The sequence below is a fragment of the Gordonia alkanivorans genome, assembly GCF_004011905.1.
GTDB classification, from domain to species: Bacteria; Actinomycetota; Actinomycetes; order Mycobacteriales; family Mycobacteriaceae; genus Gordonia; species Gordonia alkanivorans.
In genome coordinates this window covers 2374886-2399424 of sequence record NZ_CP027114.1, presented here as the reverse complement: position 1 = coordinate 2399424, position 24539 = coordinate 2374886, and the positions used below count along the sequence as shown (strand labels likewise).

The 24539-nt window shown below is 67.9% G+C and carries 23 protein-coding genes; 14 read left to right on the top strand and 9 right to left on the bottom strand.

Going from position 1 to position 24539, the window contains the following annotated elements; genetic code table 11:
- Positions 1–81: 81 nt before the first annotated feature.
- Positions 82–2481: an acetyl-CoA acetyltransferase gene (locus C5O27_RS10785; protein WP_127962688.1), complete on the top strand. Its 2400-nt coding sequence runs from the start codon at positions 82–84 to the stop codon at positions 2479–2481.
- A gap of 81 nt (positions 2482–2562) precedes the next feature.
- On the opposite strand, the gene dmpG is transcribed toward C5O27_RS10785, so the two are convergent.
- The 3 genes from dmpG to C5O27_RS10770 are packed head-to-tail and all read right to left on the bottom strand — an operon-like array spanning position 2563 to position 5385.
- Complete coding sequence (gene dmpG, locus C5O27_RS10780) at positions 2563–3585, bottom strand: 4-hydroxy-2-oxovalerate aldolase (RefSeq protein WP_127962687.1); 1023 nt, start codon at positions 3583–3585, stop codon at positions 2563–2565.
- Positions 3582–4544 (bottom strand): acetaldehyde dehydrogenase (acetylating), encoded by a 963-nt coding sequence (locus tag C5O27_RS10775; RefSeq protein ID WP_035751154.1) that lies wholly within the window; start codon positions 4542–4544, stop codon positions 3582–3584. The genes dmpG and C5O27_RS10775 overlap by 4 nt, the downstream gene beginning before the upstream one ends.
- Before the next feature lie 28 nt (positions 4545–4572).
- Positions 4573–5385, bottom strand: a complete 813-nt coding sequence (locus tag C5O27_RS10770) for a 2-keto-4-pentenoate hydratase (protein ID WP_127962686.1) — start codon at positions 5383–5385, stop codon at positions 4573–4575.
- 148 nt (positions 5386–5533) lie between these two features.
- Here C5O27_RS10770 and C5O27_RS10765 point away from each other — a divergent pair, with 148 nt between their 5' ends.
- The 5 genes from C5O27_RS10765 to C5O27_RS10745 all read left to right on the top strand — a co-directional run bounded on the left by C5O27_RS10765 (position 5534) and on the right by C5O27_RS10745 (position 11794).
- On the top strand, positions 5534–6304 hold the full coding sequence (locus tag C5O27_RS10765; protein WP_006357449.1) for an IclR family transcriptional regulator: 771 nt from the start codon (positions 5534–5536) through the stop codon (positions 6302–6304).
- 107 nt (positions 6305–6411) lie between these two features.
- A complete protein-coding gene (locus tag C5O27_RS10760) occupies positions 6412–7605 on the top strand; it encodes an AI-2E family transporter (protein ID WP_006357448.1) in 1194 nt (397 codons plus the stop codon).
- 90 nt (positions 7606–7695) lie between these two features.
- Positions 7696–8928 carry an acyl-CoA dehydrogenase family protein gene (locus C5O27_RS10755; protein ID WP_006357447.1) on the top strand — a complete coding sequence of 411 codons (1233 nt, stop codon included), beginning with the start codon at positions 7696–7698 and terminating at the stop codon, positions 8926–8928.
- 20 nt (positions 8929–8948) lie between these two features.
- Positions 8949–10100 carry an acyl-CoA dehydrogenase family protein gene (locus C5O27_RS10750; protein WP_127962685.1) on the top strand — a complete coding sequence of 384 codons (1152 nt, stop codon included), beginning with the start codon at positions 8949–8951 and terminating at the stop codon, positions 10098–10100.
- A gap of 146 nt (positions 10101–10246) precedes the next feature.
- Entirely contained in the window at positions 10247–11794 is a 1548-nt protein-coding gene (locus tag C5O27_RS10745; RefSeq protein WP_127962684.1) for an FAD-dependent oxidoreductase, read from the top strand.
- A 62-nt stretch (positions 11795–11856) separates the two neighbouring features.
- Here C5O27_RS10745 and C5O27_RS10740 read toward each other — a convergent pair whose 3' ends face one another.
- The 3 genes from C5O27_RS10740 to C5O27_RS10730 are packed head-to-tail and all read right to left on the bottom strand — an operon-like array spanning position 11857 to position 14641.
- A complete protein-coding gene (locus C5O27_RS10740; protein ID WP_127962683.1) occupies positions 11857–12921 on the bottom strand; it encodes a ferredoxin--NADP reductase in 1065 nt (354 codons plus the stop codon).
- A gap of 2 nt (positions 12922–12923) precedes the next feature.
- Entirely contained in the window at positions 12924–13778 is an 855-nt protein-coding gene (locus C5O27_RS10735) for a MaoC/PaaZ C-terminal domain-containing protein (RefSeq protein ID WP_127962682.1), read from the bottom strand.
- Positions 13775–14641, bottom strand: coding sequence for an alpha/beta fold hydrolase (locus C5O27_RS10730; protein ID WP_127962681.1), 867 nt, complete (start codon positions 14639–14641; stop codon positions 13775–13777). The genes C5O27_RS10735 and C5O27_RS10730 overlap by 4 nt, the downstream gene beginning before the upstream one ends.
- Before the next feature lie 182 nt (positions 14642–14823).
- On the opposite strand from C5O27_RS10730, the gene C5O27_RS10725 reads away from it, so the two are divergent.
- The 3 genes from C5O27_RS10725 (at position 14824) to C5O27_RS10715 (ending at position 17069) form a co-directional block, all read left to right on the top strand.
- On the top strand, positions 14824–15327 hold the full coding sequence (locus C5O27_RS10725; RefSeq protein ID WP_006357441.1) for a flavin reductase family protein: 504 nt from the start codon (positions 14824–14826) through the stop codon (positions 15325–15327).
- Positions 15324–15863: a nuclear transport factor 2 family protein gene (locus tag C5O27_RS10720; protein WP_042375614.1), complete on the top strand. Its 540-nt coding sequence runs from the start codon at positions 15324–15326 to the stop codon at positions 15861–15863. Before C5O27_RS10725 ends, C5O27_RS10720 begins: the two co-directional genes overlap by 4 nt.
- A 96-nt stretch (positions 15864–15959) precedes the next feature.
- A complete protein-coding gene (locus C5O27_RS10715; RefSeq protein WP_279636575.1) occupies positions 15960–17069 on the top strand; it encodes an oxidoreductase in 1110 nt (369 codons plus the stop codon).
- 16 nt (positions 17070–17085) lie between these two features.
- Here the strand turns inward: C5O27_RS10715 and C5O27_RS10710 are convergent, their stop codons facing one another.
- Positions 17086–17571 carry a nuclear transport factor 2 family protein gene (locus tag C5O27_RS10710; RefSeq protein ID WP_127962679.1) on the bottom strand — a complete coding sequence of 162 codons (486 nt, stop codon included), beginning with the start codon at positions 17569–17571 and terminating at the stop codon, positions 17086–17088.
- 240 nt (positions 17572–17811) lie between these two features.
- On the opposite strand from C5O27_RS10710, the gene C5O27_RS10705 reads away from it, so the two are divergent.
- The 4 genes from C5O27_RS10705 to C5O27_RS10690 all read left to right on the top strand — a co-directional run bounded on the left by C5O27_RS10705 (position 17812) and on the right by C5O27_RS10690 (position 21800).
- Positions 17812–18984 (top strand): acyl-CoA dehydrogenase family protein, encoded by a 1173-nt coding sequence (locus C5O27_RS10705; protein ID WP_127962678.1) that lies wholly within the window; start codon positions 17812–17814, stop codon positions 18982–18984.
- A gap of 29 nt (positions 18985–19013) precedes the next feature.
- Complete coding sequence (gene bphC / locus C5O27_RS10700; protein ID WP_006357436.1) at positions 19014–19928, top strand: biphenyl-2,3-diol 1,2-dioxygenase; 915 nt, start codon at positions 19014–19016, stop codon at positions 19926–19928.
- A 182-nt stretch (positions 19929–20110) separates the two neighbouring features.
- Positions 20111–20785 carry an IclR family transcriptional regulator gene (locus C5O27_RS10695; RefSeq protein WP_006357435.1) on the top strand — a complete coding sequence of 225 codons (675 nt, stop codon included), beginning with the start codon at positions 20111–20113 and terminating at the stop codon, positions 20783–20785.
- A gap of 262 nt (positions 20786–21047) precedes the next feature.
- Positions 21048–21800, top strand: coding sequence for an IclR family transcriptional regulator (locus tag C5O27_RS10690; RefSeq protein ID WP_035751131.1), 753 nt, complete (start codon positions 21048–21050; stop codon positions 21798–21800).
- Between the two features lie 13 nt (positions 21801–21813).
- Here the strand turns inward: C5O27_RS10690 and C5O27_RS10685 are convergent, their stop codons facing one another.
- Positions 21814–22566 (bottom strand): SDR family NAD(P)-dependent oxidoreductase, encoded by a 753-nt coding sequence (locus C5O27_RS10685; protein ID WP_035751129.1) that lies wholly within the window; start codon positions 22564–22566, stop codon positions 21814–21816.
- 107 nt (positions 22567–22673) lie between these two features.
- On the opposite strand from C5O27_RS10685, the gene C5O27_RS10680 reads away from it, so the two are divergent.
- Entirely contained in the window at positions 22674–23285 is a 612-nt protein-coding gene (locus C5O27_RS10680) for a TetR/AcrR family transcriptional regulator (RefSeq protein WP_127962677.1), read from the top strand.
- Between the two features lie 60 nt (positions 23286–23345).
- On the opposite strand, the gene C5O27_RS10675 is transcribed toward C5O27_RS10680, so the two are convergent.
- Positions 23346–24482, bottom strand: coding sequence for a 3-ketosteroid-9-alpha-monooxygenase, oxygenase component (locus tag C5O27_RS10675; protein ID WP_127962676.1), 1137 nt, complete (start codon positions 24480–24482; stop codon positions 23346–23348).
- Positions 24483–24539: the final 57 nt, after the last annotated feature.

Sequence of the window (24539 nt, the reverse complement as noted above, 5' to 3'; positions counted from 1 at the left end):
CACTGATGACCGAACCCGCAGGTATGGCGTTTCCCGGACCATGTTGGAACGTCTCCGGCGGCTTGGTGTCAATCTATGCGTATGCCAATCTCGATCGCTGATCTCGACCCGAACACCCCCGTCGTGGTCGGTGTCGGCCAGGCCTCTGAGCGTCTGACCGATCCCGGATACGAAGCGCTGGGTGAAGCGGACCTCGCGGCGCGCGCCGTCACCGCCGCCTTCGACGACGCAGGTGCCTCCGACCTCGCGTCATCCATCGACACCATCGCGGCGATCCGTTCGTTCGAGATCTCGAGCCCGCTGTCCTCGTCGCCGCTCGGCCGCCCGGACAACATGCCCCGCGCCGTGGGCAAGCGCGTCGGCGCCGACCCCCGCCGCGCCGTGCAGGCCGTCACCGGCGGCCAGACCCCGCAGACGATGCTCACCGAACTCGCCGGCGTCATCGCCGCGGGCGACTCCGACGCCGCGGTCATCTTCGGCGTCGAGGTCATGTCGACCGTGCGTCACCTGCAATCCAAGCCCGACAACGAGCGTCCCAGCTTCGCCGAGACCGTCGGCGGACAACTCGAGGACCGCGGCTTCGGCCTCAAGGGCATCATCACCGTCGCCGAGATGCGTCACGGTCTCGCCTCCGTGATCCCGCAGTACGCATTGCTGGAGAACGCCCGCCGCCACAACACCGGCCTGGGCCGCGAGGCGTACGCCACCGCGATGGGCGAGCTGTTCGCACCCTTCACGAAGGTCGCCGCGGCGAACCCGCATTCGGCCGCCCCGACCGAACGCGACGCCGCCGAGCTGGTCACCCCGACCGACGGGAACCGGGTCGTCGCCGATCCGTTCACGCGCTACATCGTCGCCCGCGACCAGGTGAACCAGTCGGCCGCCGTCGTCGTCATGTCGATCCGGGCCGCGCAGGCCGCCGGCATCGACCCGTCGAAGTGGGTCTTCCTGCACGGCCACGCCGAGACCGTCGAGCGCACCTCGCTGGACCGCCCCGACCTCGGCGCCGCAACGGCCGCCCCCGCTGCCGTGAAGCATGCGCTCGAGGTCGCCGAGATCGGTCTCGACGACGTCTCGGTCATCGACATCTACAGCTGCTTCCCGATCGCGGTCTTCAACATCCTCGACGGGCTCGGCCTCTCCGCCGACGACCCGCGCGGACTCACCGTCACCGGCGGCCTGCCGTTCTTCGGCGGTCCGGGCAACAACTACTCGCTGCATGCCATCGCAGAGGTCGTCTCGCGCGTAAGGCAATCCCCCGGAGACTTCGGTCTCGTCATCGCCAACGGCGGTGTGCTCAGCAAGCACGCGGCCGGCGTCTACTCGACGACCCCGGCACCGTGGCGCGCCGACAACAGCGCCAAGGTCCAGGCGCAGCTCGACGCGGTGCCCACCGTTCCCACCGTCGGCGACGCCGACGGCCCGGCGATCATCGAGACCTACACGGTGATCCCGTCGAAGAGCGGCAAGCGCACCGGCGTCGTGATCGGCCGCCTCATCGACGACGCCGCGCCGGATCACGTCGGCGCCCGGTTCGTCGCCAACCTCGACTCCGACGACGACGAGTTCTTCGACCTCCTGCTGACGTCGGACGATCCCGCCGGCACCGAGATCGTGGTGCGCTCCTTCGACAAGGGCAACCGGGTCAAGCTGACCGAGGCGGCGATGGACGCCAAATACCCCGTGGTCGCACCGGCGTTCCGGGACAGCTACGAGCACGTCGAGATCCGTCGCGACGGACACCTGCTCGAGGTGACCATCAACCGGCCCGACGCGCGCAACGCACTCAACCCGGCCGCCAACGCCGAACTGGACTCGATCTTCGACGCCTACTTCGCCGACGACGACCTCTGGGTCGCGATCCTGACGGGCAAGGGCGACAAGGCCTTCTCGTCGGGCAACGACCTCGCCGCGACGGCCAGCCCGGCCGCACTGTCCGTGCCCAAGAACGGATTCGCCGGGCTCACCGCACGTGCGAGCCTGCCCAAGCCGGTCATCGCCGCCGTCAACGGTTTCGCTCTCGGCGGCGGGTGTGAGATCGCCATGGCCTGCCACATCATCGTCGCCGACGAGGAGGCCTCGTTCGGTCTGCCCGAGGTGAAGGTCGGATTGGCCGCCGCCGCAGGCGGTCTGGTCCGCCTTCCGCGGCTGATCCCGCCTGCACTGGCCCGCGACATGATCCTGACCGGTCGCCGGATCTCGGCCACCGAGGCCGCCGCCGCCGGACTGGTCAGCCGGATCGCCCCGGCCGGAAAGGTTCTCGAGACCGCCCGCGAGGTGGCCGAAGAGATCCTCGCCGCGTCGCCGACCTCGGTCCGCGCGTCCATCGCGACCATGGAGCAGTCCGACGCGATCACCGACACCGTCGAAGCGGTCCGCGCGAGCACCAACGTGCTCGACTCGCTGATCATCAGCGGCGACACCCTCGAGGGCATCATGGCGTTCGTGACGAAGCGAGCTCCGGAGTGGAAGGGCCGCTGATCCTCGCCGGGTAGCCCCTGATTCAGGTTGCGTTCTGTCCCGCTTCCCGGGACAGAACGCAACCTGAATCAAAGGACGAACTCAGCCCGCCTGCGCAGTCTCCGCTGCCGCGAGATCCAGTGCGATGTCGACGATCATGTCCTCCTGGCCACCGACGAGCTTGCGGTTGCCCGCCTCGAGCAGGATGCTGCGGACGTCGACGCCGTACCGGGCACTCGCGGCCTCTGCGTGGCGCAGGAAGCTCGAGTACACACCCGCGTAGCCGAGGGTCAGCGTCTCGCGGTCGACGCGCACCGGACGGTCCTGGAGCGGGCGGACGATGTCGTCGGCGGCATCCTGTAGGGCGAAGAGGTCGCAACCGTGCTGCATACCCTTAAAGTTCGCGACCGCGATGAAGGCCTCGATCGGGCAGTTACCCGCTCCCGCACCGTGTCCGGCGAGTGAGGCGTCGACGCGGTAGACACCGTTCTCCACCGCGACCACCGAATTGGCCACCGACAGAGAAAGATTCTCGTGCGCGTGGATGCCGATCTCGGTGCCCGCGTCGAGAACGTCGCGGTACGCCCGAACCCGGTCGGCCACTCCGTCCATGGTCAATCGGCCACCCGAGTCGGTCACGTAGACGCAATGTGCGCCATAGCTTTCCATCAGCTTGGCCTGCTCGGCCAGCTTCGCGGGCTCGGCCATGTGACTCATCATCAGGAAGCCCGAGACGTCCATGCCGATCTCGCGCGCCTTGGCGATGTGCTGTGCCGACACGTCGGCCTCGGTGCAGTGAGTCGCCACGCGCACCGACCGCACGCCGAGATCGTAGGCGTGCTGCAGTTCTTCGATGGTGCCCACGCCCGGCAACAGCAGGGTGGTCAGGCGCGCGTTGGTGATGTTGGCCGCGGCCGCCTCGATCCACTCCCAGTCGGTGTTGCTGCCCGGCCCGTAGTTGACCGAGCCGCCGGCGAGACCGTCGCCGTGGGCGACCTCGATGGCGTCGACCCCGGCCGCGTCGAGCGCGCGCACGATCTTGCCGACGTTCTCCGGGGTGATGCGGTGGCGGACGGCGTGCATGCCGTCGCGCAGGGTCACATCCTGGACGAAGATCTTGCTCATCGTGCGTTGTCCTTCTGCTGCGCGATCCGCTCGGCGACCTGCAGGCCGGCGGAGGTCATGATGTCGAGGTTGCCCGCATAGGCGGGCAGGTAGTGTGCGGCGCCCTCGACCTCGAGGAACACCGACACCTGGTGGGTCGGGGTGATCTCGGTGCCGTCTTCGAGCAGGGTGTGGACGGGCTGATCGGCCGGGATCGCGGCGATCTGGATCTCCTGCTTGAGGCGGTACCCGGGCACGTAGGCGGCGACGTCGCCGATCATCTTCTCGATCGAGGACCGGATCTCCTCGTGCGTGCCCTCGTCGGGCGCGTCGACGAGGCAGAACACGGTGTCGCGCATGATCAGCGGCGGCTCGGCGGGGTTGAGGATGATGACCGCCTTGCCGCGCTGTGCGCCGCCCACGGAGCAGATCGCCTTCGACGTGGTCTCGGTGAACTCGTCGATGTTCGCGCGGGTACCCGGCCCGGCCGAACGTGACGAGATGGAGGCGACGATCTCGGCGTAGGCGACGGGCGCGACACGCGAGACGGCCGCGACGATCGGGATCGTCGCCTGCCCACCGCAGGTCACCATGTTCACGTTCTCCGCGTCGATGTGGTCGGCGAGGTTGACCGCGGGCACGACGAAGGGGCCGATGGCCGCCGGGGTCAGGTCGATCATCCGCTTGCCCAGTGGGCGGAGCAGGGCGTCGTTGGCGACGTGAGCCTTGGCCGAGGTGGCGTCGAAGACGATCTCGATCTCGTCGAACCCCTCCATGCGCGTGAGGCCGTCGACACCCTCGTGCGTCGTCGGCACGCCCTTTGCGCGGGCGCGCGCGAGGCCGTCGGAATCGGGGTCGATACCGACCATCGCCCCCATCTCGAGATACTGCGACTGCTGCAGCACCTTGATCATCAGGTCGGTACCGATGTTGCCCGAGCCGATGATCGCCACCTTGGTCCGTGGCGTGTCTGTTGTCATGGTCCTTCTCCTTGGATGTGCGGAAGAGTCAATTGGAGGTGAAATGTGCTGTCACCGAACCGAGTTCGCCGATCTCGGCGGTCACCGTGGCACCGGGGGCGATCGGCCGCATCGGTCCCAGCGCACCCGACAGGATCAGCTGGCCCGCGCGCAGCGGTTCCCCGAACTGGCGGGCCCGGCGCGCGAGCCACGCGACGACGTTGAGCGGATCCCCGAGACACGCGGCCCCGTTGCCCTCCGAGACGACCTCGCCGTCGATCGTCATGGTCATCGTCGAGTCGACCGGCGAGTACTCGTCGAGGGTGCGGCGAGCGTCACCGACCACGTACAGCCCGGCGGATGCGTTGTCGGCGACGGTGTCGGCGAAGGTGATGTCCCAGCCGGTGATCCGGCTGTCGACGATCTCCAGGGCCGGCGCGGCGTAGTCGATGGCGGCGCGGCACTGCTCGATGTCGAGGTCGCCGTCGGCCAGGTCGCTCTTCAACATGAACGCGACCTCGGCCTCGGCCTTGGGCTGCAGGAGTGTCCCCATCGGGATCGTCTCACCGTCGCCGAAGGCCATGTCGGCGAACAGCACTCCGAAGTCGGGCTGGTCGACGCCGAGCTGGGTCTGCACGGCCACCGAGGTGGCCCCGACCTTGCGGCCGACGACCGCGGCGGTCCGGTCGGCGTTGAACAGCGTCTGTACACGGTAGGCCGACTCGATGTCGTCGGCCGCGATGAGATCTCGGATCGGCGCACAGGGCCGGCGATTCGCCAGCACGCTGCTGAGCCGTTGCGCCGCAGCGGCGATCGCGGGGTCGCGGTCGGTTCGGTCGGGGGCCGAGGTCGGGGAACTCATGTGCTGCCTCTGTTGTCGGTTCGGTCGTCGGCCGCGATCTCCTCGGGCGACTCCGCACCATCGTGGGGTGCCGCTATACCCTGGGTCGAGCATCGCGTTCCGGTGAGCGGTACGACAGCACGTCGGAAATGAGCCCAGGAGGTAGTCCATGAGCGAGGAACAGCTCGATCGCTCGAGCGTGCTCGGCAAGGCGATCACGGTGCTCCAGGCCTTCGACTCCAATGACCGGCAGGTCACGCTCGCCGACCTCGCCCAGCGCACCGCGCTCCCCAAGACGACCGTGCACCGACTGGCCGGCCAGCTCGTCGCCGCTCGTCTTCTCACCCGCACAGCGGGCGGGTACGCGCTCGGCAGCGGGCTGTTCGAGCTCGGCATGCGCGCATCCCCGGAGCGAGGACTGATCGAAGTCGCGACGCCGTTCATGCAGGACCTCTACGTCCGTACCGGCGAAACCGTCCATCTCGGCATCCCCGAGGATCTCGAGGTCGTCTACGTCTCGAAGATCGGCGGACATCGCCAGGCCGCCGCCCCGTCGCGACTCGGTGGTCGAATGCCGTTGTACTGCACAGCCATCGGGAAGGCACTGCTGGCGAATTCGCCGGATCCCGTCATCGCCGAGCAGCTCGCTCGCCCACTGCGCCGGCGCACACCGCACACCATCGTCGCCCCCGGGCTCCTTCGTGCACAGCTCTCCCAGATCGCCGAGGACGGGGTCTCCTTCGAGTTCGAGGAATCGACCCTCGGCCTCGTCTGCGTCGCCGCCCCGATACTCGACGCCGACGATGCCCCGCTCGCCGCGATCAGCGTCACCGGCCCGGTACACCGCTTCCACCCGAGAGCGCACGCGACCGCGGTCCGGGCCGCCGCGGCGGGGGCGAGTTCGACGCTGGCACGACGGGCCCACATCATCGACGGCTGACACCCCGCCACCGGAAAGCACTCCGCCGCAGATCGTCGTACTGAACACTGGATGACGGTCGCGCACACCGTGCACGATCCGCGTCGTACAGAGAGTGAGGCGAGAGCATGGCACGTCGGGGCACGAACCGCTCCAGAGCCACCACGCGCGCGCCCGAGGCACCGCCCTACCGCACCGACCCGCCCGCCTGGACGCTCCCCCGCGGAACGATAGTCCTGATCACCATCGCCGGTCTGGTGGTCGCGGTCGGCGGCATCAAGGCGGTCTCGTCGTTCGCGGCGCCGACGTTCCTGGCGCTGATGCTGACCGTGGCAGTGCAACCGGTGCCGAGATGGTTGCGCACCAAAGGGTTTCCCGGTTGGGCGGCATTCCTGACGACGATCGTCCTCGTCTACGGCATCCTGATCGGACTGTTCGCGTCACTGGTGTTCTCGGTGGCCAGACTCGCATCGATCCTGCCGGACTACGACGACAAGTTCAACGACATCATCACGAGCTTCCAGGACTTCCTGACCGCCCACGGGGTCAGCCAGGACAAGGTCCACGACATGATCTCCAATGTCGACACCAGCAAGGTGGTCAACGTGGTCACCGAGTTGCTCTCCAGCACGCTGAGCGTCGCGTCGGCCCTCGTTCTCGTGCTCGCCCTGCTGCTGTTCATGGCAGCCGACTCGGTGGGCTTCGACGCCCGGATGGAACACCTGCGCGGGATGCGTCCCGACATCGCCGCGGCCTTCGGCTCCTTCGCCCAGGGCACCCGGAGCTACCTGTGGGTGTCGACGGTGTTCGGCCTCATCGTCGCCGTCTTCGACAGCATCGCCCTCGCACTGCTGTCGGTCCCGCTGCCGATCCTGTGGGGTCTGCTGTCCTTCATCACCAACTACATCCCGAACATCGGGTTCGTGATCGGTCTCGTACCGCCCGCGCTTCTCGCGCTGCTCGACGGCGGCGTCACCAAGATGCTCGTCGTCATCGCGGTCTACAGCGTCATCAACGTGATCATCCAATCGGTCATCCAACCGAAATTCGTCGGCGACGCCGTCGGCCTGTCGACGACGCTGACGTTCCTGTCCCTGATCTTCTGGGCCTGGGCGATCGGGCCCCTGGGTGCGATCCTGGCGGTACCGCTGACGCTGCTGGCCAAGGCCCTGCTCATCGACATCGACCCGGCCACCCGCTGGGCCGACGTCCTGTTGTCCTCGTCGGGCACCAAGCCGGTTCCCGAGGAGTCGCCCCCGCCGACGACGCCCGAATCGCCCCCGGACGACCCCGCGCACGTCACACTGGGAACCGATTCGTGAGCCGGACTACGCTCCGGAGCGAACATTCGGTAGATTGCCATTCGACCCCAATCTGACCACAACCGTTTACAGATAGGTTGCGCACCGCCCATGGACATGAACTGGTCTCCGGCCGACACCGCGTTCCGCGACGAGGTACGGGCTTTCCTCGACGAGAAGCTCACTCCTGACCTGCGGGCGGCGGGCACGCTGCGTACCTCGGTCTACTCCGACCACGAAGCCTCGATGACGTGGCAGGCCATCCTGCACGAGCGCGGTTGGGCCGCGCCGGCCTGGCCGGTGGAGTACGGCGGTTGCGACTGGTCGCAGTCGCAGCACTACATCTTCAGCCGCGAGTCGATCCTGGCCGGCGCACCGGCGCTGTCGCCGATGGGCATCCGCATGGTCTCCCACGCGATCATGGCGTTCGGCACCGAGGAGCAGAAGAACTTCTTCCTCCCCGGCATCCTCGACGGCAGCGTCTTCTTCTGCCAGGGCTACTCCGAGCCCGAATCCGGTTCCGATCTCGCGTCGCTGTCCATGGCCGCGGTCGACGACGGCGACGACCTCGTCGTCACCGGTTCCAAGATCTGGACCACCCACGCCGCCGAGGCCAACTGGATCTTCTGCCTGGTCCGCACCTCGCGCCAGGAGCGCAAACAGCAGGGCATCACCTTCCTGCTCATCGACATGAACTCCCCCGGCATCGAGGTCCAGAACCTCGTCTTCGCCTCCGGCGAGCAGGTCCAGGCGCAGGTGTTCTTCGATGGCGTGCGCGTCCCGAAGAAGAACGTGCTCGGCAAGATCGACGACGGCTGGACCGTCGCCAAGTACCTCCTCGTCTTCGAGCGCGGCGGCGGTGCGGCCGCCCCGGCGCTGCAGGTCATGGCCGAGCAGCTCGGCCGTGACGCGGCGACGGTCACCGCACCGAACGGCGGGCCGCTGTCGGAGGACCCGGCGTTCGCGGGCAAGCTCACCGACCTCCAGATCCGCGCGAAGATCCTCGAAGTCCTCGAGTACCGAGCACTTGCAGCGATGACGTCGGGCAAGGATCCCGGCTCGATCGCGTCGATGCTGAAGATCCTGGGCACCGAGCTGAGCCAGGAGATCACCACTCTGGCGCTCGAGGCCGCAGGCCCGCACGGCCGCGTCTTCCAGCCGCATGCGACCCGCCCGGGCGGTCCGATCTTCCAGTACACGCCGCCCACCGACGGCTACGTCAGCGGTGAGCCCTGGCAGGCCGTCGCCCCGCTGCACTACTTCAACGACCGCGCGGGTTCGATCTACGCGGGCAGCAACGAAATTCAACGGAACATCCTCGCCAAAGCAGCTCTCGGTCTCTGACGGGTCACAGGAGAAAACTGATGGACTTCACACTCACCCCCGAACAGCAGCTGCTGTCCGACGGACTCAACAAGTTCCTCGACGCACGCTACGACCTGCAGGTCAGCCGCGACGCGGCCAAGGTCGGCGAGGGCTGGCAGCCCAAGATCTGGAAGGCCTTCGTCGAGGACCTCGGTGTCGTCGGCGCCTGCCTGCCCGAGGAGATCGGCGGATTCGGCGGCGGCGCCGAGGAATTGATGGTCGTCACCGAGGCACTCGGACACGCGCTGGTCGTCGAGCCGTTCGTCGACTCGGTGGTTCTCGGTGCCGGACTGCTGCATTCGACCGGCAACGCCGTCGCGCTCGAAGCCGCCGGCCGGATCGCCGCGGGGGAGGCCCTGAGCGCGCTCGCCGCGTTGGAGGACGGCTCGGGTGGCGTGCTGTCGCGCATCGAGACAAGCGCCGACCGCGACGGCGAGGGATGGAAGCTCAACGGCAGCAAGGCCGTCGTCACCACCGCACCCATCGCCGACTACCTCATCGTCAGTGCCCGCACCTCGGGTGAGCCGCACGATCCGGCGGGCGTTTCGCTGTTCCTGATCGATCTCGCCGACGGCGCGCCGGAGGGACTCGAACTGCAGCGGCTGCGCACCATCGACGACCGGCAGGCCGCCGACATCACGTTCACCGACGTCCGGCTCCCCGGTGACGCACTCATCGCCGGCGACGGTGCCATCGACCTGCTCGAGAAGGCCTGGGACACCGCCACCGCCGCCGTGGTCTCCGAGGCCGTCGGACTGATGCGCAAGGTCTTCACCGACACGGTCGAATACGCCAAGCAGCGCGAACAGTTCGGCGTCCCGATCGGCAGCTTCCAGGTGCTGCAGCACCGCATGGTGGACATGCACCTGCAGCTCGAGCAGTCGGTGGCCGCCCAGTACTTCGCGATCCTGTCGCTCGACGTCGAGCCCGCCGAACGCGCCGCCGCGGTCTCGGCCGCCAAGGCGACGATCAGCCGGGCCGCACGCTTCATCGGGCAGAACTCGGTGCAGCTGCACGGCGGCATGGGCATGACCGAGGAGCTGGCGATCGGCCACTACTTCAAGCGCCTCACCGCCATCGAGTACGAGTTCGGCACCGCCGATGCGCATCTGGCGCGGTTCGCGACCGCCACCGCACAGATCGACGCCTGACACCAGGTATCCGCTCCCCCGTCGCGACGGCCCCCGTTGCGTCGGGGGAGTTCTGTGTCCGGGATGTTCAATGGGCGGGAACCCGCGTGCGTCGGGTCACACCGTGCGATTGCATGACACCTACGAACAACTCGGAGGTAGAAAGCATGCAGGACTGGGATATTCGCTGCGATGTCGTGGTGGTCGGGTCGGGCGGCGGAGCCCTCGCCGGCGCCTACACCGCGGCGGCGAACGGACTGGACACGGTCGTTCTGGAGAAGACCGCGCTCTTCGGCGGCACATCGTCGTACTCGGGTGCGTCACTGTGGCTGCCCGGCAGCGTCGTCCAGGAGCGAGCAGGTCTCGACGACTCCACCGACAACGCCCGCACCTATCTGCGGGCACTGCTCGGTGACGCGGAGGCCGACCGGCAGGACGCGTATGTGACGACCGCACCGGCGGTGGTCGAGTTCCTCGAACGCGATCCGCACCTGGAGTTCGAATACCAGCCGTTCCCCGACTACTTCGACGCTCCGGGACGCATGGATGCCGGTCGGTCGATCATCCCGGTCGACCTGCCGAGCGAGGCTGCCGGAGAGGTGCGCGAGCTGGTGCGTCCGGCTCCGATCGTCGACCGCGCCGGACAGTTGCACCCCGACGAGACCCTCATCGCCGGACGGGCGCTGATCGGGCGACTCCTGCTGGCGCTGCGGGGCACCCGTCGTGCGGACCTGCGCGCCCGCACATCGGTCACCCGGCTCATGACCGAGGACGATCGGGTGGTGGGTGTCGAGGCCACCGATGCCGATGGTCGGACGCTTCGTGTCCGGGCCGAGCGCGGTGTCCTGCTCGCCGCCGGCGGCATCGAGGGCAGCGAGGAGATGCGCGCCGCCCACGGCACCCCCGGCAAGTCGCAGTGGAGCATGGGCCCGGCGGGCGCCAACACCGGTGACATGATCCGCGCGGCCGTCGCGCTCGGCGCCGACACCGCACTCCTCGATCAGGCGTGGTTCTGCCCCGGCGTCGAATTGCCGGACGACTCGGGCGCTTTCATGGTCTGTGTCCGCGGTGGCATTCTCGTCGACGCCACCGGCAACCGCTACCTCAACGCGTCGCTGCCCTACGACCGGTTCGGCCGGGAGATGATCGCGCGTGGCGAGTCCGCGCTGCCGTCGTACCTGATCTTCGACTCGTCCGAGGGCGGCCCGGTCCTGCCGGCGATGTCGATTCCGGAGGCCTCGGCCGACGACCACTTCGCCGCGGGCACCTGGGTCTCGGCGGAGACGATCGAGGAACTGGCCGCCAAGATCGGCGTCGACGCGGCCACGCTGCGCGCCTCGGTCGAGAGGTTCAACGGCTTCGCCGAACGCGGCGTCGACGAGGACTTCGGCCGCGGCGGCGACCCGTATGACACGTTCTTCTGCCCGCCGCGGGAGCTGCCCAACGTGGCGCTGCCGCCGATTGCGACCGGGCCGTTCTACGCGGCGCGCATCGTCCTCAGTGACCTCGGAACCAAGGGCGGTGTCCGGACCGACGCCGATGCCCGCGTGTTGACGGCCGACGGCAGCCCGATCGAGGGGTTGTACGCCGCAGGGAACACGAGCGCGTCGGTGAGCGGGGCGATCTACCCCGGTCCGGGAGTCCCGCTCGGCACTGCGATGACGTTCTCGTACCGCGCGGTCCATCACATGCTCGGTAGCGACCTGCTGCGGTGAACACGACAGCGGCGCAGGCGGTCTCTCGCCTGCGCCGCTGTGCGATCCGGGGGACGTGAATGCTAGAACTCAACGCTGACGGTCTCGCTGCGGGGCCGTGCCTGGCAGGCCAGGATGATCCCGTCGGCGATGTCCTCCTCGTCGAGGACCGCACTGTTGTCCATGTCGACCTCACCGGTGGTCAGTGTGGCTGCGCACGAACCGCATTCACCCTCGCGGCACGAGAACGGGACGTTGATCCCCTTAGAGAGAAGAACATCCACCAGGGTCGCCGTGCGGGGCCAGGGGAACTCGTGTTCCTGCCCGTCGAGGTTCACCGTCACCGACGCCGCATCACCGGCATCGGCGTCCACGTCGGGCAGCTCGACGTCGGCGAACGGGTCACCGGACAGCGAGGTGAAGACCTCGGCGTGCACCCGGTCCCGGGTGAACCCGGCGGACGCCGTCGCCGCGTGAACCGAGTCCATGAACGGGCCCGGGCCGCACAGGAAGACGCGGTGGTCGGCGTAGGCGGCGGCGAGCGCTGCGAGCTGGGGCACGGTCGGCAGACCCTGCACGCTCTCCAGCAAGTGGATCACCGTGAGCCGATCGCCGTGTGCAGCTGCGAGTTCCCGCAGTTCGGCGGCGAAGATCACCGACTTCTCGTCGCGGTTGCCGTAGAGCAGCACCACCTTCCGCGACCCCTGGCTCAGAGCCGATTTCAGGATCGACATCACCGGGGTGATCCCGCTACCGGCGGCGAACAGCAGCAGATCGTCGTCGAAGTCCTTGGCGGTGAAGACCCCCGCGGGAGGCAGCACCTCGAGCGTGTCACCCGCGGAGATGTGGTCACACAACCAGTTCGACGCATAACCGTCGCGGGTCCGCTTGACCGTCACCTTCAGCAGCTCGTCGGTGAACGGCGAGCTGGCCAGCGAGTAACACCGGGCGACCGAGCCGGTCTCCTCGCTGGGTATGCGCAGCGTCAGGAACTGTCCCGGCGTGTAGGCGAAGTCGGCTCGACGATCGGCCGGCACCGTGAACACCAGTGAGCGTGCATCCGCGGTCTCCTCGATCACGGCGGCCACCTCCAGCCGCACCGCACGCGAGGAAGTCGTGACCTGCTCGGCCACATCGGTGATGGTCATGGTCAGTTCCGCCCTTCGGACTCGTGGAAACCCGCCGCCCCGTTCGCGATGACCGGATTGCCACCGCTCACCATGTCGAACATCACCTCGCGCCCGTCGCCGAAGACCCGCAGTTCCGTGTCGTCGCCGGGGAAGATCGCGGTGGCGAATCGCCCGTCGAGCGAACGCAGATCCGCCGGATGGGCACCGATCAGCCGCGCCACGTCGAGCGCCGCGACACCGAGTGTGCACAGCCCGTGCAGGATCGGGCGCGGCTGGTGGATCCGTGCGGCGGCCGCGGGATCGATGTGGATGGGATGGCGGTCACCGGTCAGCCGGTAGAGCGCCGCCTGGTTCTCGGTCGTACGCACCGGACCGCTGATCGTCGGCGCCGCATCCGATGCCGGTGGCCTACCCGGTCCGCGATCGCCACCGAATCCGCCTGCGCCGGGGGCGAACAGCGACCAGCTGGCGACGAAGTGGTCACTGCGGACCACCACCTCGATGACCGCTGCCGAACCCTTGTCCCACACCTCGCCCACCGAGGCCGTCATGGTCACCTCACCGCGCGGTGGCAGCGGGGCCAGCACGTCCAGTTGCTGCGAGCCGTGCAGAGCAGTGGTCGGATCGAAGGCGCCGCGTGCGCCGAGTTCGTCCGGGGCCCACTGTGCGAGCGTCAGCGCGAAGGTCGGCAGCACCCGCAACCGCTTCTCGAAGACGAGGTCGAGCTCGTCCGCCCGAGCGCCGACGGCGAGTGCGTACAGGATCGCGTCGCGTTCGTCATAGGCAACGGTTCGACTGCCGAGATCGGCACCGCGCCACTCCCCGGTGTTCGCCGGCGTCCCGGTCGGCTGTGTCCCCGCGGCCGATGACGTCATGCCGCACCGCGCTTCAGGAAGGCCAGCACGGCCGACAGCCAGGCCTCGCGGGCTTCGATCATCGCCCAGTGCCCGCAGCGGGGGAAGACGTGCAGCTCGGCGTCGGGGATGTCGCGCATCGGCAGGATCGCCGAGTCGACGGGGCTGACGCGGTCGTCCCGGCCCCAGGTGATCAACGTCGGGGACGTCACCTTGTGCAGCTGTGCCCAGTACGGGACGGTGTCGGCCATCGCGTTGGCGGCCATCGTCGCGGCGAAGGCCTTGGTGCTGTACATGCGTCGAGCGATCTCGAGGGTTTCCGGTTCGGTGGCCAGTTCCCACCGTTCCTCGATGAGCTCCTCGGTCACCAGAGACTGGTCGTAGACCATCGCCGACAGCCAGCGGACCAGGCGTTCGCGGGTGGGCTCGTCGGTGAACTCCATCAGCAGCTTGATGCCTTCGCTGGGCGCCGGAGAGAAGACGTTCTTGCCCATGCCGCCGATGGTGACGAGCTTGCCGACACGCTCCGGTTCGGCGATGGCGACCTTGGTCGCGACGATCCCGCCCATGGAGTTGCCGATCATGTCGGCGGATCCGATGCCCAGGCCGTCGAGGAACACCCCGACCGCCGTCTCGGCCATCACCATCGGATGTCCGTCGACCGGATCGCTGACGCCGAAGCCGGGGAATTCGAGGACGAGGCAACGGAAGTGATCGGCGAGCTCGCCGATGACCCCGCGGTAGTTCCGCCATCCCGTCACGCCCGGGCCGGACCCGTGTAACAGCAGCAAGGGAGGCCCCTCGCCGGCCTCGTGATACTGCAGCACGCCCAGGCTCGTCTCGAGCTTGCGGCGGCTGCCCCCATAGGTGACGTCAACGCTCATGAACGGTGAGGCTGCCAGTGCTGCGCCCCGTCGTGCAGCACCGCTCCAGTTGAGCGGAACACCGGCCGTGTCGGTTTCCCACTGAACGAAAGCGTGCTGGGCGCGAACGCCCGCGGACCCTACGCTGGCCCGGTGGATGGAGCCGGCCTCTCGGCGACGGCGGACAAACGGAAAGGTGCACGATGTCGATCGAAGCGATGTCCCAGACTGATATGCGTAAGGCGCTTGGTCAGTTCGCGAGCGGGGTGACCGTGGTGACCGGGCTCGACGACTCCGGACCCGCCGGTTTCGTCTGCCAGTCCTTCGCCTCGGTGTCGCTGGAGCCGCCGATGGTCCTGTTCTGTGCCGATCACCGCGGCCGGTCGTGGCCGCGCATCCTGCGGGCCGGACGCTTCACGGTGAACGTGCTGCACGAGAACCAGGCCGACATCTGTTCGCGGTTCGGCTCCCGCGACGGGCGCAAGTTCGACGGCCTGGACTGGGAGCTGTCCAACTGGTCGACGCCGTCGTTGCCCGATGTGCTGATGCGCGTGCACGCCGACATCCACGATGTCCACACCGCAGGCGACCACGACGTGGTGATCGGCCGGGTGCTGGAACTCGAGACGCCCAGCGAGGAACGCCCCCTCCTCTTCTTCCGCGGCAAGCTCGGGATCGACTCCCCCGCCGATCGGCTCACCGCATGAGCGAGACCGACGCCGTGTCCGTCGGGATCCCGGACGGCATGTCCGCCGCCGAGGCGCTCCTCGCCATCGAGGAGATCAAACGGGTCTTCGCCGTCCGTCTGCGTTGCATGGACACCAAGCAGTGGCATCTCTACGCCGGCCTGCACACCGACGACGTCATCAGCGAGACGTGGGGCGGCCTACCCGATGACAAGCAGCCGCGTACCGACGGCGAGTCCAATCGCGTGGTGGGCAAGGAGAAGCTGGCGTCGACCATCCGCGCGTTGCTCGACGGTCCGGTCCCCGTGACCACCGCTCATCACGGGCACAGTCCCGAGATCGTGCTCACCTCGCCCACCACCGCGCGCGGCATCTGGGCGATGGAAGACAACCTCTGGTGGTCCGACGACGCCGGCGAGTACCATCTGCGCGGCTTCGGCCACTACCACGAGGAGTATCGAAAGGTGAACGGCCAGTGGCTGATCAGCTACCGAAAGCTCACCCGCCTGCGCGTGGACTCCTCCCCCCACTTCTTCCGTTTCCTGAAAGCGCTGTGATCGCCCGTGTCTGAGAATCCTTCGGTATCCGACGGTCTTCCCGCGTCCGACGAGCACACTGCGCCACCCGACAACCCCTCCGCTCTCTTCGAGCCGCTGCGCATTCGGGGAATGGAGCTGCCCAACCGGATCGCGATGTCGGCGATGACCCGGTCCTCCTCCCCCGGCGGTGTCCCCGGCTCCGACGTCGCGCACTACTACGCACGACGCGCCGCCGGCGGCACCGGTCTGATCGTCACCGAAGGCGTGGCGATCGATCACGTGGCGGCGGTGGACAATCCGGCGGTCCCGCGGATGTACGGCGACGCCGCCCTGACCGGCTGGCGAACCGTCGTCGACGAGGTGCACGCAGCAGGCGGGCGCATCGTCCCGCAACTCTGGCACGTGGGACCGCTGTGGGGCGCGATGTGTGAGGTCGACCCGGCGATCCGCCCGATGCGACCCTCGGGCCGGTGGGGCATCCCCGGGGTCACCTCGTACTCCGATGACTACGTGGCACGCTCGCTGCCGGAGACCCCGCCCATGACCGAGCGCGACATCGACGATGTCATCGGCGCTTTCGTGTCAGCGGCCGCGAACGCGGTCGAGGTCGGCTTCGACGGTATCGCACTGCATGGCGGTCACGGTTATCTGCTCGACGCATTCCTGTGGGCCGACACCAACCGTCGCAATGACCGCTGGGGACGAGACCTGCACGCGCGTACCCTCTTCCCCGCCGAAGTGGTCAAGGCGATCCGCGCGGAGATCGGGCCCGACCTACCGATCTTCTTCCGCTTCTCCCAGCACAAACAGCAGGACTACACCGCCCGCATCGCAGAAACCCCCGATGAACTCGGGGTGATCCTCGGGACGCTCGCCGACGCCGGGGTGGACGTCTTCGACGCCAGCATCCGACGATTCGACCTGCCGGCCTTCGAGGGCAGCGACCTGTCCCTGGCGGGCTGGGCGAAGATGCTCACCGGCGCTCGCGTCATGGCCGTGGGCAGCGTGGGGCTCGGTAAGCCCATGCGCGACAGCCGTATCGAGGGTGCGGCGCCGCTGGTGGACAACATCGGCGAGGTGGACGACCGCATCGCATCCGGCGAGTTCGATCTGATCGCGATCGGCCGACTGCACCTGGCCAACCCGGGGCTGGCAACCGCTCTGCGGACCGGCGCCCCGCTGACCGCGTTCGATCGTGCGGTCCACGAGGGCAGCCTGGTCTGAGACGCCTTCCGCCGGTTCAGTCCGACGCGCGCCCGAGCAGTTCGCGCGCGTCGGCACTGCCGTCGAGCAGCCGGGCGGTCCGACGCGTGATCTTCCACTCCCCGTCGATGCGCGCGAGCTCGAAACGGTTGGCGCTCGCGCGCCACACCCGGAACGAATCCTCGTCGGTGTTGCGGCGCACGAGAAGGGAGTGGCAGGTCGCCACCGCGGTGTCACCGTCGAGGCGGATGTTGATGGGGTCCAACAGATGTCCGCATCCACCGTGGATGTAGTCCTGGTGGGGTGAGGTCCGCACCATCTCGGTGATCGCCGCCCGCCCGTTCATGAGGCCGATGTCGAGGTCGTACACGGCATCCGGCGCCCACAGCCTGCCCACCGCCTCGGCATCGCCCGCGTCGACGGCCGGGCCGTAGGCACTCAGCACGTCACCGATGGCTGCTCTGTCCTCGAGGACCCGAACCCGGTCGAGCAGAGCGTCGAGGTTCTCCTGGATGTCTGTCATCTGCGATCCCTTCTCCGAGACGACCTGTGGTGTCGGAAGCGGTGGCCGTTCAACCACTTTCCTACCGACTACCCGGCCGAGGCCACCACCGCTGTCCCGTTCAACTGAAACTCCCGTGCGCCGAGCGCACACTCACTGCGAATGTAGGACGCATCACACCTGCACCGACCAGGCGGGTGCGTTCGGAAGAACACGGAAGTCTCCGGCCGTCTCGAGGCCGTCCCGAGGAAGGGTCACATCATGGGCCAGGTATTTGACAGAATCATGCAGCACGCGGACGAGATCCGCGCGGATGCCGCTGAGGGCGAGACGCTGATGCGTCTGACCGATGCGTCGGCGAAGAGCCTGCGCGACTCGGGGGTCATCCGGATGTTGCAGCCGAAGGAGTACGGCGGCTTCGAATCGCACCCTCGCGAGTTCGCCGAGACCGTCATGGCCACAGCGGCACTCGACGGCGCGACCGGCTGGGTCGCCGGCATCGTCGGCGTCCACCCGTGGGCACTCGCCGCCTTCGACGACAAGGCGCAGAACGAGATCTGGGGCGCCGACAACGACATGTGGATGGCCTCCCCGTACGCACCGATGGGTGTGGCCGTGCCGACCGACGGCGGCTACGTCCTCAACGGTCGCTGGTCCTTCTCCTCGGGCACCGACCACTGCGGCTGGGTCATGATCGGTGCCGCGGTGGGCGACAAGGACGGCAACCGCACCGGTCAGATCCTCCACGTCGTGCTGCCGCGTTCGGACTACGAGATCGACGCCGACAGCTGGAATGTCGTGGGACTCCGCGGCACCGGCTCCAAGGACCTGATCGTCAAGGACGCCTTCATCCCCCCCTACCGCACCATCGACGCGGAAATCGTCCTGAGCGGTCAGGGCTGGAAGCACGCCGGACGTGACGAGACCCTCTACAAGTTCCCGTTCTCCTACATCTTCCCGCTGGGCATCACCTCCGCACTCATCGGCATGACCGAGGGCGCACTCGCCTGCTACGTCGCGGCCCAGAAGGAGCGCGTCCAGGTCAGCGGCATCCCGATCAAGGAGGACCCCTACGTCCTGTTCGCCATCAGTGAGGCCGCAGCGGAGATCTCCGCGTCGCGGGTCTCCCTGCTGGAGATGGTCGACCGGTTCTGGGACAAGACCGAGAAGGGCGTGGAGATCAGCTTCGCCGAGCGGGCCGAGGGGCGCCGGACGCAGGTGTCGGCCGCGTGGCGCGCAACCAGGGCGATGGACGAGATCTTCGCCCGCGCCGGCGGCGCAGCGGCTCATCTCAACACCCCGATGCAGCGCTTCTGGCGTGACGCGCACGTCGGCCTGACCCACGCGATCCACGTCCCCGGACTGATCTACCACTCGGCCGCCCTCACCCAACTCGGTGGCGACCCGCAGGGCGCCTACCGCGCGATGATCTGACCCGACAACACTTCTCGAGGATGACAACGATGACAGAACTACGCGGACTCGGCTTCCTGCGAGTCCAGAGCACCGATGTCGCGCGCTGGCGCGAGCTGCTGATCGACGGCCTGGGCATGGCCGTGGGCAGCGGCCCCGAAGCCGACGCACTGTACGCGCGGATCGACGAGCGTCGTTCGCGGATCGCCGTACTGCCCGGCGATTCCGACAAGGCACTGGCCGTCGGCTGGGAGGTGCGTGACGAGTTCGCACTCGAACGCGTCCGTCAGGCAGTGGAGGCCGCCGGCGTCGCCGTCACGGTGATGTCCCGCAAGGAAGCCGGCTACATCGACGCCGAGGGCGCCATCGCCTTCGACGATCCGGCCGGAACCCGGCTCGAGGTCTTCTACGGTCCGGTGCTCGACCACAGCCCCGTCGTGACGCCCTTCGGCGGACGCTGGGTCACCGGCGGCCTCGGACTGGGACACGTGGTGCTCCCGAGCGCCCAGTTCGCCGAGTCGTACGACTTCTACACCCAGGTGCTCGGCTTCCTGCCGCGCGGCTCCATCAGGCTCGACGAAGAGGGCCTGGCCCGCGTCCGCTTCCTCGGCATCAACGAGCGGCACCACAGCCTCGCGCTGTGCCCGGCCCCGCCGACCGAGGAGCCCGGCCTGGTGCACCTGATGACCGAGGTGGACACCCTCGACGCGGTCGGTCAGGCACTCGACCGGGTGAACCAGCAGAAGTTCTCGATCTCGTCGACGCTGGGCCGGCACACCAACGACAAGATGATCTCGTTCTATGTCCGGGCCCCCGGCGGCTGGGACCTGGAGTTCGGCACGGAGGGAATGCTCGTCGACGAGCGGCACTACACCTCCGAGGAGATCACCGCCGACGCCTACTGGGGCCATGATCAGAGCGGCTCGGAGCCGTTGAAGGCGTTCATCCCGGTCGGCGAGGGCTGAGCATCCCGACCACTCGGCCTCTCGGCCACACAGAGGAGCACCGCGACGACGTCGTCGCGGTGCTCCGTCGTTTTTGTCCCCGAGCGTCTTCCCTGCGCGCGCCGGGCGCGATAGCATCGTATTGAATGATCGATCAATCAATCAGCGCGGGCCGAGAACCTGGGCTGATAGTCGGAGGCATCGTGACCACCCCAGTCGGCCAGACCCCCTCCGTCCTCGGACGCGCACTCCTCCTGCTCGAGCCGTTCCGGCATCGCGAAGGTCTCACGCTGACCGAGCTCGCCGAACGCACCGGCTTTCCGCGCTCGACCACGCATCGGATGCTGACGCAACTGGTGGCCGTGGGCTGGATCCGTCGCGAGGGCACGACCTACCTCCTCGGCCCCAAGATGGCCGAGTTGGGCTCGATCGCCCAGGTACACGACCGCGTCCACCAAGCGGCGCAGCCCGTCGCCTACCAGCTCTACCGTCGGACACGGGGCGCGGTTCACGTGGCCGTCGCCGCGAGCGAGGATGTCCTGTTGCTGGAGAAGATCGGCGGACGGTGGGCGGCCGCCAACCTGGACACTCGTGTCGGCCAGCGTCGCGGCCGGGGTGAGACGGCCGAGGGGGCGGCACTGACGCGGCATGAGGCCGGCGGTCCGACACAGTTCCACGACATCCACCGCACCCTCGACAGCGGCGAACACATCCGCTGTCTCGCAGCGACATTCGACGTAGCCGGCCAGGGCGCGACGCATGAGTCCACGGGGGGCGTCGCGGTGATCTCGCTGACCTTCCCGGCCGCCCGCATCCATCCGAGCGCCGACGAGGAGCTCCGCCGGGGCGTGAGCGCCGTGGTGCACTCACTCTCCTAGCGAACACCCCGCCTCGCCCGACGGCCTATCAGGCCGCCGGGCGGTTCGTGCTGCCGCAGCCCGCCACCGGGTCACCATGCACATCGCCGCTGTGATTCGACGTTTTCGCGCAAACGGCTTTGACACACGTCACAGTCCTGCTATCTTTTCCCTATTGATTGATCGCTTGATCAATGAGCCCCGATCGATCTCTGACCGTCCCCCGGGCGCCCCCACCGAGCGCCCTCAGGCCACCGCCCGGCCTGCCCCGCTGGAGGTTCACATGCGCAACAGTGACGATTTCTCCCCCGCCGTCATCGACCGTGCGGCGGTCCTGCTCGAGGAGTTCCGCGATGGCGGCGAGCTGACACTCTCACAGCTGTCGAATCGAACGGACCTCCCCCGATCCTCGGCGCATCGACTCCTTTCCCAGCTCGTCGACCTGGGGTGGGTCGAACGGCACGGACAGACCTACACGCTCGGCCGGTCACTGTTCGAGTGGGGCGCGCTGGCCCGACGGCGTTCAGGACTCCAGGAGATCGCGCATCCGTTCCTGCACGAGCTGTATGCGACCACCGGACTCGTCGTCCACCTCGGCGTGCTCGAGGGCAACGACGTCCGAATCCTGGACAAGGTCGGATACGGCCCCATCGCCCTGCCGACGCACATCGGGGGCCTGCAGCCCGCCGGACGCACGGCGCTGGGCAAGACGCTGCTCGCCTTCTGCGACAACGGTTCCGCGCGTCGCAGGCCGACAGTCGAGGTCCTGACCTCGGCGGCCGAGGAGGCGCGTCGGCGAAACGAGATGGCCGTCGTACGTCAGCGCCGCACAGCCTATGAGCGCGACGAGGCCGTCCTCGGCGTGGCATGTGTGGCCGCACCGATCGGCGACCTGCGCAGCTGCGCCGGCGCGATCGCGGTCACCGGCCCGGTCGAGACGGTCGACGGCGCACTTCTGGCAACCCCTGTCCGAGCGACGGCGAACGCGATCTGGCAGGCCCTGTCCGACAACGGTTCCGTCCGGCGCGCCGGCTGAGCCGGGGCCGGCCTCAGCGAACCAGCGCCTGCCCGCCGTCGACGGCGAGCGTGTGGCCGGTGATGTACCGGGCGGCGTCGCTGCAGAGAAACACCACGGCCGGGCCGATGTCGGTCTCCGGATCACCGAGACGCCCCAGCGGGACCGTCTGCAGGTACTCTGCGGCACCCTCCGGATCGAACTGCGCCCACTGCTCCATCGTCTGCGAGTTCGCCAGCGGGAGAATCGCATTGACACGGATACCGTCGGCCGCCCACTCGCAGGCCGCGGTTCGGGTCAGCACCCTCACCGCCTCTTTCGCGGCAGCGTAGGCGCCGGTGCCCGACGGATTCCACCGGATACCCGCGGCGGAACCGAGATTGACGACGGCGCCACCCCCGCGGAGGTACCGGTGACAGTCGCGCATCAGTCGCCAGGTGGCCGTCGGGCCCGAGTCGAGGGCGGCCCGGTAGGTGGCCTCGTCGATTTCGAGGAGGGTCCCCGGCGCCGGCGTCTGCGCGTTGTTGACCAGCACGTCGACACCGCCGAACTCCCCGGCCACCGCGGCCACGAGCGCTGAGACCGCACTCTCGTCGGTGACGTCGCAGGTGAACGGTGCGGCGCTGCCGCCACGGGCGACGATCTCCCCGGCCACTGACTCGATCGTGCCCGGCGTACGACCGACGACGGCCACTGTCGCACCTGCGGCGGCCAACGCGAGGGCGATTCCCCGGCCGATGCCCTGGCCGGCGCCGGTCACGAGCGCGACGCGATCATCGAGAACCATGTTTACTCCTCATTCCGAGACGGTTCATTGATCGTTTGATCAATGAATGTGGCACAATCTCCGTGCACGGCACGGACGGTGCCCGAACCTGGCAGGGGTGGGGATTTGTGGATCCGCAGCAACGCAGAAAGCTGATACTCGACCGCTCGGCGGCGATCTTCGCACGTAAAGGCGTGTCCGCCACCACGATCCGAGAGATCGCGGATGCGGTGGGAGTGCACTCGGGCGCTCTGTACCACTACTTCCCGTCCAAGGAAGCCATCGTCACCGAAATCATGCGGGAGTACATCCTCGACCTGTCGAGCCGGTGCGAGGACGTGCTGGCACGCCGTCTCGCGCCCGTCGAGCGGCTCGTGGCACTCGCCGAGATCGCATTGGAGACCAACGAGCAGTACGACGGCGCCACCTCGATCTGGCGGCGCGAAGGCGATTACATGCGCGAGCGGGTCGTGGAAGCCGACATGACGGCGACCGCGGATCTGATGGAGATCGCCTGGCGGGAGGCGATCGCAGAAGGGGTCGACCTCGGCGAGTTCCGCACCGACATCGACCCGAGGGTCTTCCAAGAGCTGATCTACGACGCGGTCTGGCACGCCTCGCGATGGTTCCGCCCGACGCCGGAGAACACCCTGGCAGACCTGGCACGCACCATCATCACGGTCTTCGTGAGCGGAATGCGGAACCCCGCCGCGAGCGCGACGGGCGATCTCGGCACGTAGGGGTGAAACCTGGTGCCCCCTCGGCCCGACCTTGTCCAGATCGGGCCGAGGGGAAGACTGTCATTCCTTGGGAGCAGCCAGGTTCTCTTCCACTTCCTTGTGCCAGTTCTGGAGTGCACGGCTGGTGTCGACCTCGAACTCGAACCGCTGGGTCGTATCGGGGGTGACCTCCTCGACGTCGACGTAGAACTGGCTGTACCAGCGACGCAGCTGGTAGACCGGGCCGTCTTCTTCGGTCAGCAGCGGATTCTCGATGCGGGACTTGTGCTTCCAGATCTCGATGTCCTGCGCGAACTGCTCCTCGAGACCGTCGGTGAACATCGTCGCCATCTCGGCGGCCTGCTCGTCGGACATGCCCTCGATCTTCTTCACGATCGTGCCGAACTGCAGGACAAACGAGTTCGTGGTGACCGGGTAGTGGCAGTTGATCAGCTTGGATTCGATGGTCGTGCCGTCGGCGACGGTGTAGATGGTGTCGAGCATGAACGACGGGCCATAGTAGAAGGCATCCGAGATGGTCTGTGCCTCCGGCAGATCCATCTGAACACCGGTCTTGATGTCGTCGCGTCCGTACGAGCGCATGTGCTGGCCGGCGATGTGACCGTCGAAGACGTTCTTGAAGAACTCCGGCATCTGGTAGTGCACGTAGAAGAAGTGCGCCATGTCGACGACGTTGTCCACGATCTCACGGCAGTGTGAACCCTCGACGTGGATCGTCGTCCAGGTCCAGTCGCTCCACTCACCGTCCTCGTAGCCCTCGATCTCCGGGATCGCGAGTTCCGGGGTGGGTTCGGTCCCCTGCGGGCAATGCCACACCAGCAGAACGCCGTTGCGCTCCATGGTCGTCCACGCCTTGGTGCGTGCGACCTTGGGCGTCCGGTGCGCATAGGGCACGGATTCGCAGCGGCCCTTGCCGTTCCACCGCCAGTCGTGGAACGGGCAGGCGATGGTGTCGCCCTTGATCTCGCCCCGGGCGAGATTGCCACCCATGTGCCGGCAGAACGCGTCGAGCACATGGAGTTCGCCCGTCGAGTCGGCGAAGACGACCAAATCGGTACCGAAGACCTGGACCTGATGGGGCTTGCCGTCCCGGAAATCCTTCGCCAACCCGATGCAGTGCCACCCGCGCGCGAAACGCGTCGGATTGGTGCCGGTGTCGATGCTGCGGATCTCGATTCTTTCTTGTTCGACGGTCATGATGTCTCCAATGGGTGTAGGGGCTGGAACTGACGGGGCTGAAATCGTCGAGACATC